14 protein-coding genes are annotated in these 15,313 nt (G+C 67.9%); 7 read left to right on the top strand and 7 right to left on the bottom strand.

What is annotated here, in order from left to right; translation table 11 throughout:
• Positions 1-142 precede the first annotated feature (142 nt).
• The 4 genes from QMO14_RS18015 to QMO14_RS18000 are packed head-to-tail and all read right to left on the bottom strand — an operon-like array spanning position 143 to position 4,794.
• A complete protein-coding gene (locus QMO14_RS18015) occupies positions 143-1,177 on the bottom strand; it encodes a spore coat U domain-containing protein (RefSeq protein ID WP_301508782.1) in 1,035 nt (344 codons plus the stop codon).
• Complete coding sequence (locus QMO14_RS18010) at positions 1,174-3,585, bottom strand: fimbria/pilus outer membrane usher protein (protein WP_301508781.1); 2,412 nt, start codon at positions 3,583-3,585, stop codon at positions 1,174-1,176. Before QMO14_RS18010 ends, QMO14_RS18015 begins: the two co-directional genes overlap by 4 nt.
• Entirely contained in the window at positions 3,536-4,267 is a 732-nt protein-coding gene (locus QMO14_RS18005; protein ID WP_301508779.1) for a molecular chaperone, read from the bottom strand. The genes QMO14_RS18010 and QMO14_RS18005 overlap by 50 nt, the downstream gene beginning before the upstream one ends.
• Positions 4,268-4,281: 14 nt before the next feature.
• The gene (locus QMO14_RS18000; RefSeq protein WP_301508777.1) at positions 4,282-4,794 is read right to left on the bottom strand and encodes a spore coat protein U domain-containing protein; all 513 of its coding nucleotides are present in this window, start codon (positions 4,792-4,794) and stop codon (positions 4,282-4,284) included.
• Positions 4,795-5,108: 314 nt separating this feature from the next.
• Here QMO14_RS18000 and QMO14_RS17995 point away from each other — a divergent pair, with 314 nt between their 5' ends.
• The 7 genes from QMO14_RS17995 (at position 5,109) to QMO14_RS17965 (ending at position 11,968) form a co-directional block, all read left to right on the top strand.
• Complete coding sequence (locus QMO14_RS17995; protein ID WP_301508775.1) at positions 5,109-5,696, top strand: NAD(P)H-dependent oxidoreductase; 588 nt, start codon at positions 5,109-5,111, stop codon at positions 5,694-5,696.
• Positions 5,693-6,961: an amidohydrolase family protein gene (locus QMO14_RS17990; RefSeq protein ID WP_301508774.1), complete on the top strand. Its 1,269-nt coding sequence runs from the start codon at positions 5,693-5,695 to the stop codon at positions 6,959-6,961. Before QMO14_RS17995 ends, QMO14_RS17990 begins: the two co-directional genes overlap by 4 nt.
• Positions 6,962-6,981: 20 nt before the next feature.
• On the top strand, positions 6,982-7,845 hold the full coding sequence (locus tag QMO14_RS17985) for a creatininase family protein (RefSeq protein ID WP_301508773.1): 864 nt from the start codon (positions 6,982-6,984) through the stop codon (positions 7,843-7,845).
• A gap of 88 nt (positions 7,846-7,933) precedes the next feature.
• Positions 7,934-8,917: an ABC transporter substrate-binding protein gene (locus QMO14_RS17980; RefSeq protein WP_301508772.1), complete on the top strand. Its 984-nt coding sequence runs from the start codon at positions 7,934-7,936 to the stop codon at positions 8,915-8,917.
• 20 nt (positions 8,918-8,937) lie between these two features.
• Positions 8,938-9,774, top strand: a complete 837-nt coding sequence (locus QMO14_RS17975; RefSeq protein WP_301508771.1) for an ABC transporter ATP-binding protein — start codon at positions 8,938-8,940, stop codon at positions 9,772-9,774.
• A complete protein-coding gene (locus QMO14_RS17970; protein ID WP_301508769.1) occupies positions 9,771-10,580 on the top strand; it encodes an ABC transporter permease in 810 nt (269 codons plus the stop codon). Before QMO14_RS17975 ends, QMO14_RS17970 begins: the two co-directional genes overlap by 4 nt.
• Before the next feature lie 8 nt (positions 10,581-10,588).
• A complete protein-coding gene (locus tag QMO14_RS17965; protein ID WP_301508812.1) occupies positions 10,589-11,968 on the top strand; it encodes an FAD-binding oxidoreductase in 1,380 nt (459 codons plus the stop codon).
• 6 nt (positions 11,969-11,974) lie between these two features.
• Here QMO14_RS17965 and lnt read toward each other — a convergent pair whose 3' ends face one another.
• The 3 genes from lnt to QMO14_RS17950 form a co-directional block, all read right to left on the bottom strand.
• Complete coding sequence (gene lnt / locus QMO14_RS17960) at positions 11,975-13,540, bottom strand: apolipoprotein N-acyltransferase (protein WP_301508767.1); 1,566 nt, start codon at positions 13,538-13,540, stop codon at positions 11,975-11,977.
• A complete protein-coding gene (locus QMO14_RS17955; RefSeq protein ID WP_126023798.1) occupies positions 13,540-14,418 on the bottom strand; it encodes an HlyC/CorC family transporter in 879 nt (292 codons plus the stop codon). The genes lnt and QMO14_RS17955 overlap by 1 nt, the downstream gene beginning before the upstream one ends.
• A 110-nt stretch (positions 14,419-14,528) precedes the next feature.
• A complete protein-coding gene (locus QMO14_RS17950) occupies positions 14,529-15,257 on the bottom strand; it encodes a GNAT family N-acetyltransferase (RefSeq protein ID WP_176668965.1) in 729 nt (242 codons plus the stop codon).
• Positions 15,258-15,313: the final 56 nt, after the last annotated feature.

Below are 15,313 nucleotides of genomic sequence, written 5' to 3'. Positions count from 1 at the left end.
ATCGAATCGATGCCCAGTCAGGCTTATCGGCAGAGTCGCGGAAAAATGAAGGCCGTCCGGACGTCATTCTTCGCACATTGCCCGCAAATTGCCAGCGGGCATCCCATTTCAGTGCGGCCGCGGGCGCGGCCCAGGCGTGAACTCAGTAGGTCACGCTGACCGTGACGACGTCCATGTAGCTGTCCGGCCGCACGTTGGTGCTGGCACCGAGAACGCGGCCATACAGGGGCAGCGGCTGGACCTGGCCATTGCCTGTGCCCCCGATGGTGTTGGTTCCCGCGATGTTGCCCCAGGCATTCGTGCGGCCGGAGTTGCGGTAGAGCTGGTATGGCACCGTGTCCGTGTTGCCGGGTACGCCCCCGGTCGGCGTCATCGCCCCCGCACCATTGGCCACGTTGTTGGACGGCGTCAGCCCGACCGTGTAGGAGGTGGGCGTCGTGCAGGTGACGTAGATGGTGCTGAGCTGGTCGATGTTGGCCCCGCCCGGCAGGCCGGCGACGGAGCCGAAGTTCAGCGGATCGGCCGTGACGATGCAGCTCTTGGAGACGGTCGCGCTGACGATGAAGGCGAACTGGTCTGCCAGCGTCGTGCCGCAGGTGGTCGGCGCGCCGGCCGTGCTCGACGTGAGCGTGATCGACGTGTGGATCCCCGCGAAGTTGTCTTGGTACGTGCCGGGGGGCGCCGTGCCCTGATTTGCGAGCAGTTCCCCGCGCATGGTGGCGCTTCCCGAGATAGTGTTGTTGCTGGACCGGGCGGGAATGCTGATGTTGATGGTGAACGGATTCGGCACCGCGGCGTTGCCGTTCGAGCCCCAGATCGTGTTGCTCGTCCCCTGATAGAGCTGGAACCTCAGGCTGTCGCCCGCGCCGTTCTTCATGACGCGCGGATTGAAGTTCGTGAGGCCCTCGTTGCCGTCGCCGATGTTGAAGCAGACCCTGGCGTACTCGGTGGTGTTGTTGTTACCGGTCTTGGTGCAGCTGTAGGTCAGCGTGGCGTTGGCGGGCGCTGCGGTGCCGGCGACCAGATCGACGGTGCCGAAGGCCACGCCCGTCATCGATGCGGTGCAGTTGATCGAAGCCTGCGCGCTGCCCGCCGACATCAGCCACAGCAGCACACAGAACAGGGGCAGGCGCAGGGCCTGCAGGGTGCGGGTCAGATGGCTCGTCATGGTGGTCATGGTGTCTTGGCCTCCCTGGCGCAGCGCAGCGGCCCGATCTGCGGGATTGCCGCGCCTTCCTTGCGATAGTCGAAGCTGGTCCGGCAGACGCCACCGGGCGTCTGCACGTCGAGCGTGTTGTGGGCCTGCAGCGATTCCAGGTACACGGCGCCATCGAAGCCGACCAGCGCCGGCTCGCCACCCTGTCCGTTGGCGCGCACGCGGCTGCCCAGCGGCAGCGGCTTGCCCGCCTCGTCCACCAGCAGCAGCGCGGCCGCGCTGACCGGCGTGATGCCGAAGCGCACCAGCGTGCCGGCGCGATCGCTAGGCGAAGCCACCGTCTTCACCCGCTCGATCCTCACATCGGCCGGCAGCTGCATCGGGTCGATGGACAGCTGGTTGTTCTGGTAGGAGCGCAGCGGCGCCACCAGCAGCATGCCCTTGTCGTCCGTGGTACCGATGTCGCGGTTCTCCAGCTTCACGGGCACGCCGGCGATGCCGTCGGTGGAGACCACCGCGAAGGCATCGTCGATGCGCCGGGCCGCGAAGGGCTGGCCGCCCATGAACGCGATCGAGCCGGTGGCGCCCGCGTAGGCGAAGCGGTTGTCGCCGAGCACGCTGATGCCGGCCATGGCGCGGCCGTAGCGGCCGAGGTAGTCGATCTCTGCCTGTCCGCCGTTCTGGCCGCCGCCCTGGCGCAGGCCGGCGCGCCAGCCGATGCCGCCGTCGCCCGGCATGGAGCTCTGCGCGTCGGCGGTGTAGACGGTCTGGTCGCGGTCGCGCTGGACGCCGGCGCTGGCGGTGATTTTTCCGTCCAGCGCCCAGGTGAAGCCGACGAAGAGGCTGCGCTCGCGGCGCTTGTCCAGGTTCTGGTTGACGCTCACGTTCATCGAGGCGCTCTTTCCGATGGCCCGGAACCAGTAGACGCTGGCCAGGCGCGTCGCCTCCTGCGCCGGATAGCGCAGGTAGAGATAGCTGATGCCGAAGCTGCCGAGGTCCTTGGTGGTGTAGCCGACAGACGCCCGGCCCGAGCCGCGCGGCGGCGCGCTGCCGTACAGGGAAGCGACGTCGCGGTACTCGCCGCGCGTGCGCGTGCCCTCGACCGCGAAGTTGAACTGGTTGTCGCGCCAGCTGTAGCCCAGGTTGAGCAGCGAGCCCTGCTCGCCGCGATAGCTGCTGTGCGCCACGGCGCCCGTGAACACGCCGCTCTGCCCGAAGAGCCACGCACCGCCGACGCCGCCCTTGACCAGCCCCTTGGTGGCCTCGCCGTGCGCCTCCAGCGTGAAGCTGTTGCTCACGCCGTAGCGCCAGGTGCCGGTGGCGGCGGGATCGCTGCCGTAGTCGTTCGAGCGCAGGCCGTAGTTCTTTCTCACCACGCCGAGGTCGACGGACCAGTCGGACAGGCCCTCCTGCAGCAGCCGCTGGGTGTCGTACAGCGAGAAGTCGAGCGTGGTGGCACGGCCGAACGCGTCGGTGAGTACCACCTGTGCGTTGCCCGCGCCGTTGATGCTCGGCACCGTGTTGAGCTGGAAGGGCCCCGCCGGAACCTGGCCCGTGTACTGGCGCAGGCCGTTGATGTAGAGCTCCACCTGCGAGGGCAGCGCGGCCGCGCCCAGGAACGCCGGCAGCGGGGTGGTGGTGCGGTAGGGCTGCAGCGAGAAGTTGCGCGAAAGCTGGATGCCGCCGATGCGGGTGGAGCGCGACCACGGCAGCGACGCGGTGGTGGTGTCGCCCACGCGCAGCGTCAGCATGTCGTCGGGGAAAGATCGGCTCCAGGTGGTGTCGAGCCGCACCGAGTCGTGCGCCCAGTCCTCGTTGCCGGAGCGATAGGCGCGCGACATCATGGTGCTGGTGAACACGCTGCTGCCGCTGAAGGCGCGCACTTCGGCCAGGGCATTGAGGCTGGTGCTGTTGCCTCGGCCCTGCGTGCCGTAGAGGTCGTAGTTGAGCAGCAGGCCGGGGGAGGCGCTGGCCTTCGGCGAGTTGATCGTCGACGTGTTGACCACGGTCGTGGGCAGGCGCACCGCGTCGGCGGTGGCATTGATCGCAACACTCTGGGTTGCAGCGTCGTACGCAACCTTCACGCCGGGAAGGCTGTTGAGCCGCACGGGGTCGGACGCGCCCGCCGGCAGGATGAAACCCAGCTGCCGCAGCGTGGAGGCGCTGGCCCAGAGCTCGCGGCCACGCAGGCCGAAATGCACCAGTCCCTGGGGGTTGCCGTTGAGGCTCAGCTCCAGGTAGAGGTCGCTGCCGCCCGGGCCGGTGATGTCGCCTTCGGCCGCGGATGCGACCAGCCAGGGCCCCTGTTCGGCTGCAGTCTTCTCGGCCTGAGCGGCGAATGACGCCAGGCCAGACAGAAGCAGCAGTGGAAGCAGGCGCTCAGCGGACGCGTGGAAGTGGCGGGATCTTTTCCTGCGTCGCGTTGCCATTGATCTTCGTTTCCAGGACTCCGCCGGAGGCAAAGGCTTCCGCGGGTGTCTTCAAGGGCCAACGCATGCTCGCGCCCGGCAGCACGTAGCCCATCAGGCCCGCGTGCACCGCGCTGCGCTTGCCGGCGGCATCGACAAAATCCAGATCGGCGAGCTGGGCGTGCATGCCGCCGCCGTTGGCGATTTCGAGCATCGCCTGGCTGCCCTCGCGGCGCAGCGACCAGCTCAGTTGGGGTGCGGCCGGCTGTGCGCCGGCGGGCGCGATGAAGATGGGAACCGAGTAGCGCAGCACCAGCTGCAGGCCCTTCTTCTCCTTCATCTCGACGGGCAGCTCGTCGATGATGACTCGGTAGGAATTCTCGACCGCACCGGGCGGAACGCCGGTGCGGATGACGCGGATCAGCTGCCGCTCGGACGGCGCCAGCTGCACCATCGGCGGGCTCACGAGGAGCTCGCGCGAGGGCGTGAGCTTTTCGTTGCCGTCTTCCTGCGACCACTGATAGACGCGAACCTGCGCGTGCACCACGTCGTCGCCGGTGTTGCTGAGCCACAGGCCGTCGGCGTTCTGCGTAGCCTGCAGCGTCAGCGTGACCGGGGCAACCTGCAGCCCGCTCGCCGAAGCGGCCGCGTGCGCCAGCAGGGCGAACGCGAGGGCAAGGGTGTGGCGCAGAAAGCGGTGCACGGTCAGGCCATCGATCAGTAGTTGACCTGGACGGTCACGGTGTCGGAGTAGTCGCCAGGCGTCACGTTGACGCTCGCGACCGTGGCGAACACGGGGATCGACTGGGCCGCGCCGGTGCCGGTTCCAGCCACGCCGTTGCCGACCGCCGTGGGCGTGGCGGTGTTACCCCAGATCGGACCCGTCGCGCTCACCGAGCGCAGCTGGTAGGGGATGGTGTCCGGGCCGGCCACGGTGGGATTCATAACACCGGCACCGGTAGTGTTGGTGGGGACGCTCGAGGGCTGCAAGCCGATGTTGTAGGGCGTCGACTTGGAGCAGGTCACGCTGATGTTGCTGCTGGCGGACAGGGCGGTGGCGGTGGAAGTGACCGAACCGAAGTTGATGTTCGAGCCCGCACCTGCAGTAACCGAGCAGGCCTTGGTCACGGTGATGAGGACCTGGAACGTGGAACTGGTCGTTGCGGCGACTGCCGCGCTGGTAGCCAAGGCAGCAAGAACCGCGGCAACGATGAGGGAAGGTTTTTTCATGAGGACGAACTCTCGGATATCGAACGGTTGATGAAGAGAGAAATGAGGCCCAAAGTTCACAAAATTGGGACTGTGAATCTTAGTTAACAATTGGAAGAAATGGTGAGTTGTTGTTACGGCTTCAGTGAAATTCACCACTCACGGCTCGCGTTTCTTGGATTTGCGTGATTTTTGTTACGAAACTCCGCCACTCGCAGGCCGCCTTCCGACAGCTCCGTAGCGCGCTTACCACGCGGCCCCAATCTGGTGCACAGGCTCTGGCACGTCGCTTGCATAACCTGACCACTTGCTCTGATTAAGCGGTCAAACACACCATGCGCGTGCTCGTCGTCTACTGCCATCCGGTCGAAACCAGCTTCCACGCCGCCCTGCACCAGGAGGTTCTGAAGAACCTGCGCGCGGCAGGGCACGAGGTGGACGACTGCGACCTCTACGCCGAAGGCTTCAACCCGGTGCTGTCGCGCGAGGAGCGGCTGGGCTATCACGACGTGCCCTCCAACCAGTTGCCGCTTGCGCCCTACGTGGAGCGGCTGCAGTGGGCCGAGGGCATCGTGTTCTGCTTTCCGACCTGGTGCTTCGGGCTGCCGGCGATGCTCAAGGGCTACTTCGACCGGCTCTTCATGCCGGGCGTGGCCTTCGACATCAGCGACCCGGCCAACGTGAAGCCGATGCTCACGCACATCAAGCGCATCAGCGCCGTCGTCACCTACGGGCGGCCGCGCTGGATGGCCATGTACATGGGCGACCCGCCGCGCAAGATCGTCACGCGGTACATGAAGCGGCTGACCGGCCAGCGCGCCAAGGTGGACTACCACGCCCACTACCACATGAACGTCGCGACCGAACCCCAGCTCAAGCGCTTCATGGCACGCGTGGGCCAGGCGATGGCGCGCTTCGCATGAGCGCGCCATCGCTCCTCGACAACGTGCGCCTGCCGCGCTGGCTGCTGCCGACCGGCTGGCCACAGCGCGACGGTGTGCCGGAACTCGCGCGCATCGCGATCGAGGCCGGCCGCGTGCAGTCGGTGCTGCCCGCCACGCCCGCTGCGCAGCCTTCTGCCTGGAACCTCGACGGCGCACTGGCCCTGCCCTGCTTCGTCGACGTCCACACGCACCTCGACAAGGCCTTCACGCTGCCGCGCATGAAACAGGTGCAGCCCGGCCTGCTCGGCGCCATCGACGCGATGCTCGCCGACCGCGTGCACTGGACGCCCGCCGACGTGCGCGAGCGCGCCTCGCGCGGCCTGCAGTGGGCCTGGGAATGCGGCACCTCGCATCTGCGCACGCACGTCGACTGGTGGGAGCCCGATGCCGTGCCGCTGGCCTGGCCGGTGATGGCCGAGCTGGCGCAGGAGTGGGCCGGCAAGGTGCGGCTGGAGCAGGTCAGCCTCATCAAGCTGCCGCTCTTCGAAGATGCGGCGCAGGCCATGCGCCTTGCGAAGCAGGTGAAGGCCACGGGGCCGCACGCGCTGCTCGGCGGCTTCGTGCACTCCACCAACTGGAGCGAGAACGCGCTGCGCAACCTGCTGGTGTCGGCGCAGGCCTGCGACCTGGACATCGACCTGCACGTGGACGAGGAGCTCAACGCCTCGGCAGTGGGCCTGCAGGCCACCGCGCGCATCCTGAACGAGATCGGCTACGAAGGCCGCGTGGTCTGCGGCCACATCTGCGCGCTCGCGGCCCAGCCCGAGGCGCAGGCCTTCGCCACGCTAGACGCTGTGGCGCGCGCGCCGATCACGGTGGTGTCGCTGCCCGCCACCAACCTGCTGCTGCAGGACGCCGTGACCGGCCGCACGCCGCGCCTGCGCGGCATCACGCTGGTGAAAGAGGCGCGCGAGCGCGGCATTCCGCTGCTCTTCGCGAGCGACAACGTGCAGGACCCTTTCTGCCGCGTCGGCAGCTTCGACCCCGTCGAGGCGCTGGGCACGGCCGCGCTGGTGGCGCAGCTCGACGAGCCCTTCGACGAATGGTCGCAGGCGCTGTGCCGCGGCGACTGGCTGCGGCGCGAAGCCGCGCCCGCAAGGCCCACGCTGGTCGGCCAGGGTGCCGACCTCGTGCTGTTCACGCAGGCCGATCGCCACGGCTGGCCCTCGCGCACCGCCGGCCGCGTGGTGCTGCGGGAAGGCCGCGTCACGCACGGCGACGCGACGCCCTTCTTTCCTCGCTAACGAACAAACAAGGACTCTCCATGCTCCACGGCTATATCCCGCCTCACCGCTTCCTGCCCTACCTGAGCTGGACCGAAATCGCCGCGCTGCCCGACCGCGAGAACACCGTCGTCGTGCTGCCCTGCGGCGCCATCGAACAGCACGGTCCGCACCTGCCCTGCTCGGTCGACAGCGTGATCTGCTCGGGCGTGATGGGCAAGGCGCTCGAAAAGCTCCCCGCCGAGGTGCGCGCCTTCGCGCTGCCGACCATCACGTACGGCAAGTCGGAGGAGCACCTGCACTTCCCCGGCACGATGACGCTGACCGGCACCACGCTGCTTTCGACGGTGATCGAGATCGGCGAGTCGGTGTACCGCTCGGGCTTTCGCAAGCTGCTGTTCGCCAACGGCCACGGCGGCCAGCCGCAGGTGCTGGAGATGGCGGCACGCGAACTGCGCCTGCGCCACGGCGACTTCGTGGTGGTGCCGCACGGCGTGTCGCGGCTGCCGAGCGCCGCGAGCAAGCAGGTGAGCGAACAGGAAAAGAAGCTCGCGATGCACGCCGGCCATTCCGAGACCGCGCTGATGCTCGCGCTCGCGCCCGAGACGGTGCACATGGAGCGCGCGGTCGCCAACTTTCCGCCCCCCTTCCCGATCAAGCTGCTGTCGGCCGACGGCCGCCCGGCCTGTGCGTGGACCTCGCGCGACTTCGGCCCGAGCGGCGTGATCGGCGACCCGACCACCGCCACGCGCGAGCAGGGCGAAGCCATCCTCGACACGCTCTCCGACAGCTGGGCGCAGGCGCTGACCGAGCTGCATGCCCTGCGCTGGGTGGTGCGCGAGGAAGCCACCTGGGAGCGCGGGCACCAGCAGGGCTTCATCCAGCAGAGCTTCCACCCGGCCTGAGATGGGCCTGAGCCCGCTTCTTGCAACGGCCGCTTCTCCTTTCCGGTTTTCTTTCTTCTTCAACTCCCTGCCCTCGAGAGGTTCACCCATGCGCTCCTTCGCACTGTCCATCGCCGGCGCCGCCGCCATCGCTTTTCTCGCCGCCACGCCCGCGCAGGCCGAGGACAAGTTCACCTACATGACCAACTGGTACGCGCAGGCCGAGCACGGCGGCTTCTACCAGGCCGTGGCACAGGGCATCTACAAGAAGTACGGCCTCGACGTCACCATCAAGATGGGCGGCCCACAGGTCAACATCACGCAGATGATGGCCGCCGGCCAGGCCGACTGCATCATGGGTTCGAGCGACATCCAGATGATGCAGGTGCGCGAAGGCGGCGTGCCGGTGGTCAACGTGGCGGCCTTCTTCCAGAAAGACCCGCAGGTGCTGATCGCGCACGACGACGTGAAGAAGTTCGAAGACCTGAAGGGCAAGACGCTGCTGATCGGTGCGCAGGCGCAGCGCGGCTACTGGCCGTGGCTGAAGACGAAGTTCGGCTTCACCGACGAGCAGACGCGGCCCTACACCTTCAACATCCAGCCCTTCGTGGCCGACAAGAATGCGGCGCAGCAGGGCTACCTGACCTCGGAGCCCTACGCCATCCAGAAGGCCGGCGTGAAGAGCACCGTGCTGATGTTCAGCGACCATGGCTTTCCGGCCTATGCGACCACCGTGTCGTGCATGGAAAAGACGGTGAAGGAACGCGGCAAGCAGGTCGCCGCCTTCGTGAAGGCCTCGGCCGAAGGCTGGAAGAGCTACCTCGCCGACCCGGCGCCCGCCAACGCGCTCATCAAGAAGGACAACCCCAACATGACCGACGACCAGCTGGCCTACAGCGTCGCCAAGCTCAAGGAGATGGGCATGGTCACCGGCGGCGACGCGGCCAAGCTGGGCATCGGCGTGATGACGGATGCGCGCGCCAAGGCCAGCTACGACTTCCTGGTGTCGGCGAAGCTGCTCGACCCCGCCAAGGTCGAACTGGCGAAGACCTACACGACCGAGTTCGTGAAAGACGCGAAGGTCCTGCCCTGAGCGCGCCAAGGCCCCGCCGCATGAACCGCATCGATCCCCAGACGCTGGCGCCGCCGCCGGAGCTCGCACCCGCCGTGCCCGCCGTCGAGGTGCTCTCGGCCGAGAAGACCTATCCCAACGGCACGCGGGCCCTGCTGCCGGTGGACCTGTCCATCGCCGAGGGCGAGTTCGTCACCCTGCTCGGCCCCTCGGGCTGCGGCAAGAGCACGCTGCTGAAGATGGTGGCGGGCATGCTCGAGCCCAGCGACGGCCGCCTGCTGGTGTGGCGCCGGCCGGCGGCGCAGTTGCACGACTGCCCGCGCAAGATGTCCTTCGTGTTCCAGTCGCCCACGCTGATGCCGTGGGCCAGCGTGCGCACCAACGTGCGCCTGCCGCTGGATCTGGCCGGCGTGCCGCGCAAGGAAGCCGACGCACGGGTGATGGAATCGCTCGCGCTCGTGGGGCTGGAGAAGTTCGCCGACGCGCTGCCGCGCGCTCTTTCGGGCGGCATGCAGATGCGCGTGTCGATCGCGCGCGGCCTCGTCACGCAGCCCGACCTGCTGCTGATGGACGAGCCCTTCGGCGCGCTCGACGAGATCACGCGCCACAAGCTCGACGCCGACCTGCTGGAGCTGTGGCGCAAGAAGAAGCTCACGGTGATCTTCGTGACGCACTCGATCCACGAAGCCGTGTTCCTGTCGAGCCGCGTGGTGATGATGGCCGCGCGGCCCGGCCGCGTGGTCGAGCAGTTCCACATCGACGAACCGTACCCGCGCAACGCCGACTTCATGGTGACGCCCGAATTCGCGCGCCACGCCAAGCAGCTGCAGGACAGCCTGCTGCGCGCCAGCAGCACTGACGAGGAGGCAGCGCGATGACTGCGAAGACCGTTCCCCTGCTGGGCCGGCCGCGCGTGCAGCGCGTGCTCTACCCGGTGCTGATCGGCGTGGTGCTGGTCGCCCTTTGGCAATGGATGGTGGTGGCCATGGAGCTGCCGCCCTACCTCGTGCCCTCGCCCTACCTGATGATGCAGACACTGGTGACCGACTGGGCGCCGCTGGGCAACGCGCTGCTGGTCACGCTGAAGATCACGGTGCTGTCGTTCCTGCTGGCCACGGTGGCGGGCGTGCTGATCTCGTTCCTGTTCGTGCAGAGCAAGCGCATCGAGACCGCGCTCTTCCCGTATGCGGTGCTGCTGCAGGTCACGCCCATCGTGGCGGTGGCGCCGCTGATCATCATCTGGGTGAAGAACCCGGTGGCGGCAATGACGGTATGCGCCGCGCTGGTGGCGCTGTTCCCGATCATCAGCAACACCACGCTGGGGCTGCGCAGCATCGACCCCGACCTGCAGAGCTACTTCAAGCTCAATCGCGCAACGCGCTGGCAGCAACTGGTGCGGCTGCGCATTCCGAGCGCGCTGCCCTATTTCTTCGGCGGCCTGCGCATCTCCAGCGGCCTCGCGCTGATCGGCGCGGTGGTGGCCGAGTTCGTCGCGGGCACAGGCGGCTCGGGCGCGGGGCTGGCCTACCAGATCCTGCAGGCGGGCTTCCAGCTGAACATTCCGCGCATGTTCGCGGCGCTGCTGCTCATTTCCCTCACCGGTGTCGCGCTCTTCGTGCTGATGGCCTGGCTCACCAAGCTGGCGCTGGGCTCATGGCATGCGAGCGAACTTTCACAGGACTGACCTTGACCATGAACGCCCCTGTTTCCGCCATCGAGCAGCTGCTGCTCGAACTCCCCGACCTCGACTGGATCACCGACGAGAGCCGCGTCACGCGGCTGTCCTCCGACTTCTCGTGGTTCAGCCCCGTGCTGGTGCGCCAGCTCAAGGACAAGCGCGCCGACGTGGTCGTGCGCCCGCGCACCGAGGAAGAGATCCGCGCGGTGGTCGGCGCCTGCGCGCGCCGCTGCGTGCCCATCACCATCCGCGGCAGCGGTACCGGCAACTACGGCCAGACCACGCCGCTGGCCGGCGGCGTGGTGCTCGACATGACGGGCTACAACAGCTGCCTGTGGGTGCGGCCCGGCGTGGCGCGTGCGCAGGCCGGCATCCGCCTCGGCGAGCTGGAGAAGCAGACCAAACCCACGGGGCAGGAGCTGCGCTGCGTGCCCTCGACCTACCGCAGCGCCACGCTGGGCGGCCTCTTCGGCGGCGGCTTCGGCGGCGTGGGCTCGATCAACTACGGGCCGCTGGGCGCGCCCGGCAACGTGATCGGCATCCGCGCGATGACCATCGAGGCCGAGCCGCAGGTGGTGGAGCTGCGCGGCGCCGAGGCGATGCGCATGCACCACCTGTGGGGCACCAACGGGCTGGTGCTGGAGCTGGAGATCGCGCTGGCACCCGCGCATCCGTGGCTGGAAACGCTGGTGACTTTCATCGACTTCGAAAGCGCGCTGAACTTCGCGGACAAGCTGGCGCACGCGCCGGGCATCGTGAAGCGCGGCGTGACCTTCTTTGCGGCGCCCATCTCCGATCATCTGTCGCAGCTGGCCGCGCACCTACCCAAGGGCTGCCACACGGTGCTGTCGCTGGTGGCCGAATCGTGCGAGCCCGCGATGCTGCAACTGGTGGAGGCGCACGGCGGCACGGTGAGCTACCGCAAGACGGCTGCCGAGGTGCAGAAGAGCAACCGCACGCTGATGGAATTCACCTGGAACCACACGACGCTGCACGCGCTGAAGGTCGCCCCCAACCTCACCTACCTGCAGAGCGGCTTCATCCCCGGCAAGCATGTCGAGCAGGTCATCGAGATGGAGAAGCTGCTGGGCGGAGAAACCGGCGAGGTGATGATGCACATCGAGTTCCTGCGCAACGTGGCCGGCCTCATGACCTGCAGCGGGCTGCAGCTGGTGCGCTTCAGCACCGAGGAGCGCCTGCAGGAGATCATGCGCATCCACCGCGAGCACAACGTGCACATCAACAACCCGCACGTGAACATCGTGGAAGACGGCAAGGCCGGCGGGCCGCTGCCGCCGGAGGTCATCGAGGTGAAGAAGCGCTTCGACCCGCTGGGGTTGCTGAACCCGGGCAAGCTGCGCGACTGGCCTGTGAAGGCGGCCGCGGCAGCCTGACCGATTTCAGTTCTGGCGGCGGCCCTGCACCCAGGCCACCGCCACGATGGCCATGGCCAGCAGCCACAGCGGCCAGAGGCCGAAGGGTGCCACCCAGCGCGCGAAGGGCGTGAGACCGCGACGGCCTTCCACCGTGGCTTCGAGCACGCCGCGCGTGAGACGCGGCAGCTCGTGCGTGACGCGGCCCTGGGCGTCGATCACCACGGTGGCGCCGGTGTTGGTGGAGCGCACCATCGGCCGCGCGAACTCGAGAGCGCGCATGCGCGAGATCAACAGGTGCTCGTCGATGGCCACGGTATCGCCGAACCAGGCGATGTTGCTCACGTTGAGCAGGATGGTGGGTGCCGTGGCCTCGTCGCGGAAGTTCGCGCCGATCTCGTCGCCGAACAAGTCCTCGTAGCAGATGTTCGGCGCGATGCGCTGACCCTGCCAGACGAAGGGCGCCTGCGCGAGCCCGCCGCGCGCGAAGTCGCCGAGCGGGATGTTCATCATCTGGATGAACCAGCGGAAGCCCCAGGGAATGAACTCGCCGAAAGGCACGAGGTGGTGCTTGCTGTAGGCGTAGGGCTGCTCGTCGCCGGGGCGAAACCCCAGCACCGCGTTGCTGTAGGTGCCCTGCCCTCCCAGCGGCAGGCCGACGATGGCGGCCTGGTTGCCCTGGCTGTAGCGGGCCTTGATCGCTTCCAGGTAGCCGGCGGGCAGCTGCCGCGGCAGCAGCGGCAGTGCGGTTTCGGGCGTGACGACAAGCGAAGCCTTCGCATCGCGCAGCTGTTCGCCGTACCAGCGCAGCGCGGTTTCGATGCCGCCGCCGGGAATGAATTTCTCGTCCTGCGGGATGTTGCCCTGCAGGAGTGCGACGCTCAGGCTGCCGGCCGCGCCTTTGGCGCCTTGCACATCGTCGCGCAGCGCGGGCACGAGGTTCGGCACGGCGAACACAAGTGCGATCAGCACCACGCCCGGCACGGCTTCCACGATGCGGATCGGGCGATGCAGCGCGACCAGCGCAACGGCCAGTGCTGCCGCGGCGCCGATGCCGTAGACGCCCACCCATGGCGCAAGCGCCGCGAGCGGTCCCTCGACATGCGCATAGCCGCCGGCGCCCCAAGGGAAACCTGTGAACCAGCTGCCACGAACCAGCTCGGCCAGCGTCCAGAGCGCGGCGAAAACCAGCGCGCCCGTCACCCGGCCCTTCGGCCCCCGCACGACGAACCACGCCGCGGCGACTGCGTAATAGAGGCCCAGCGCGGCAGCCAGCGCGAGCACGGCGATGGCCGCCAGCGGCGCCGGCAGGCCGCCGTAGGTATGCATCGAGATGAAGAGCCACCAGAAGCTGCCGGTGAGCCAGGCGGTGGAGAACAGCCAGCCGTGCAGCCCCGCGCGGCGCCAGCCCGCGCCCTGCGAACGCAGTCCATCGAGCAGCCACACGAACACGCCGAGCGACAGCAGCTGCAGCCACCACAGCGGCTTTCCGCCGGCCGGCGAAGCCATCGAGAGCGCCTGCGCGAGCCCGGCGGCGACGAAGCCGATCGGGCGAAACAGGGAGGCGAAGGAGGAAGCCGGCGCGCGAGCCATCAGTCGGCCGCGTCGCCGCCGCGCGCCGGGGACACCTTGAACCAGCGCACCGCGCCGCCCTTGGTGTGCAGCACGACGAAGTCGAAGCCGCCGATCGCATGGTGCTCGCCGCGCTTGGGCACGTGGCCCATCTCGTGCGCGATGAGCCCGCCGATGGTGTCGAAGTCTTCGCTGAGCTGCTCTTCGTCGAACACGATGCCGAAGGCCTCGGCGACGCGCTCGATGGGCGTGTCGCCCGAGACGCGGTAGGTGTGGTCGGCGAGGCCGAAGATGTCGCCCTCGTCCTCGGCGATGTCGAACTCGTCCTCGATCTCGCCGACGATCTGCTCGAGCACGTCCTCGATGGTGATGAGGCCGGCCACGCGGCCGAACTCGTCGATGACGATGGCCAGGTGATTGCGGTTGCCACGGAACTCGCGCAGCAGGTCGTTCAGGCCCTTGCTCTCGGGAACGAAGGTGGCCGGTCGCAGCAGCGCGCGGATGTTCAGGCCCGGCGCGCGCTGCAGCTTGAGCAGGTCCTTCGCGAGCAGGATGCCGATGATGTTTTCCTTCTCGCCCTCGTACACCGGAAAGCGCGAGTGCGCGGTGTCGATGACCAGGTGCAGCAGCGCGTCGAAGGGCGCGTCGATGTTCACCAGGTCCATGCGCGGCGCGGCGACCATCACGTCGCCGGCAGTCATGTCGGCCATGCGCAGCACGCCTTCGAGCATCACGCGCGACTCCGCGCCGATCACCTCGTTGTCCTCGGCGTCCGCCAGGGTTTCGATCAGCTCGTCGCGCGAATCAGGTCCGGGGTGGATGAATTCGGCGAGTTTCTGGAGAAAGCTGCGCTTGTCTTCCCGTTCGACGGGAGCGCGTTCAGGGTGAGGTTCGGCCACTGCGGGAGGGCGGAGTTGAGGAGGGACAAGGATACCGGATTGCGTGTGACACGCTCTACCGGGCACTCCCTCAAGGGTAAGAACGGAGGCGGCCACCAGGGCCGCGGGGCTCAGGGCGCCGACTTCTTCCGGGCATCGCGCATGCCGCTGCGCACTTCCTGCAGGCTGGCGAGGAAGGCCCAGAACTGCTTGGCGCGGCTCTTGAGCGCGAAGTCGACGGCGGCATAGTGCTCCAGGGCGATCTCGCTCATGCGGCTGTCGAAAGTGGCGCTGGGCAGTTCGAGATGGGCCTCGGCTTCGGCGCCGCTGCGCACCACGGTGGCCCCGGCGTTGCGGGCGATCTTCAGCATGGCGGCGTTCTCGCTCAGCGCATGGATGAAGAGCATGCCCACGCCTTCGTTGCGCGCCACGACCACGGCGCGCTCGAACAGGCGAGCACCGTAGCCACGGCCGCGGGCATGGGCCGAGACGGAAACGCCGAACTCGGCGCAGTCGCTGTGCTGGTCGCCGGGTGCGAATGCCAGGTGTGCCATCGCGATCAGGTCGAGACGGCGGTTGTAGATGCCGAAGAGTTCGTCGCGCTCGAAGTCGAGGCTGTCGACGTAGCGCTGGATCTGCTCGTCGGCCGCCGCGTAGCCGAAGCGCAGGTAGCGGTCGTGCGGGGTGAGGTCGAGCAGGTGGCGAGCGATGCGCTCGCGTTCGCGGGGGCCGATCGAGCGGATCGGCACCATCACCGGCTGAGGCGCGCTGACTGCGCGTGGTTGCGCCTCGACCATTGGCGCCTTCAGGAAAGAGCCAATGCCGAGAGACGCTTTGAGAAGAGTCTTGGCGGTAAGCATGGCTCCAATGTAAGGGTTTTCACCTAAGCAACAAGTTCACAAGGTTAATCCGGAAG

This window comes from Variovorax sp. CAN15 (assembly GCF_030462475.1).
In the GTDB taxonomy this organism is placed as follows: Bacteria; Pseudomonadota; Gammaproteobacteria; order Burkholderiales; family Burkholderiaceae_C; genus Variovorax.
The sequence above is the reverse complement of the archived record's forward strand: the minus strand, read 5'-3'. Positions and strand labels throughout refer to the sequence as shown.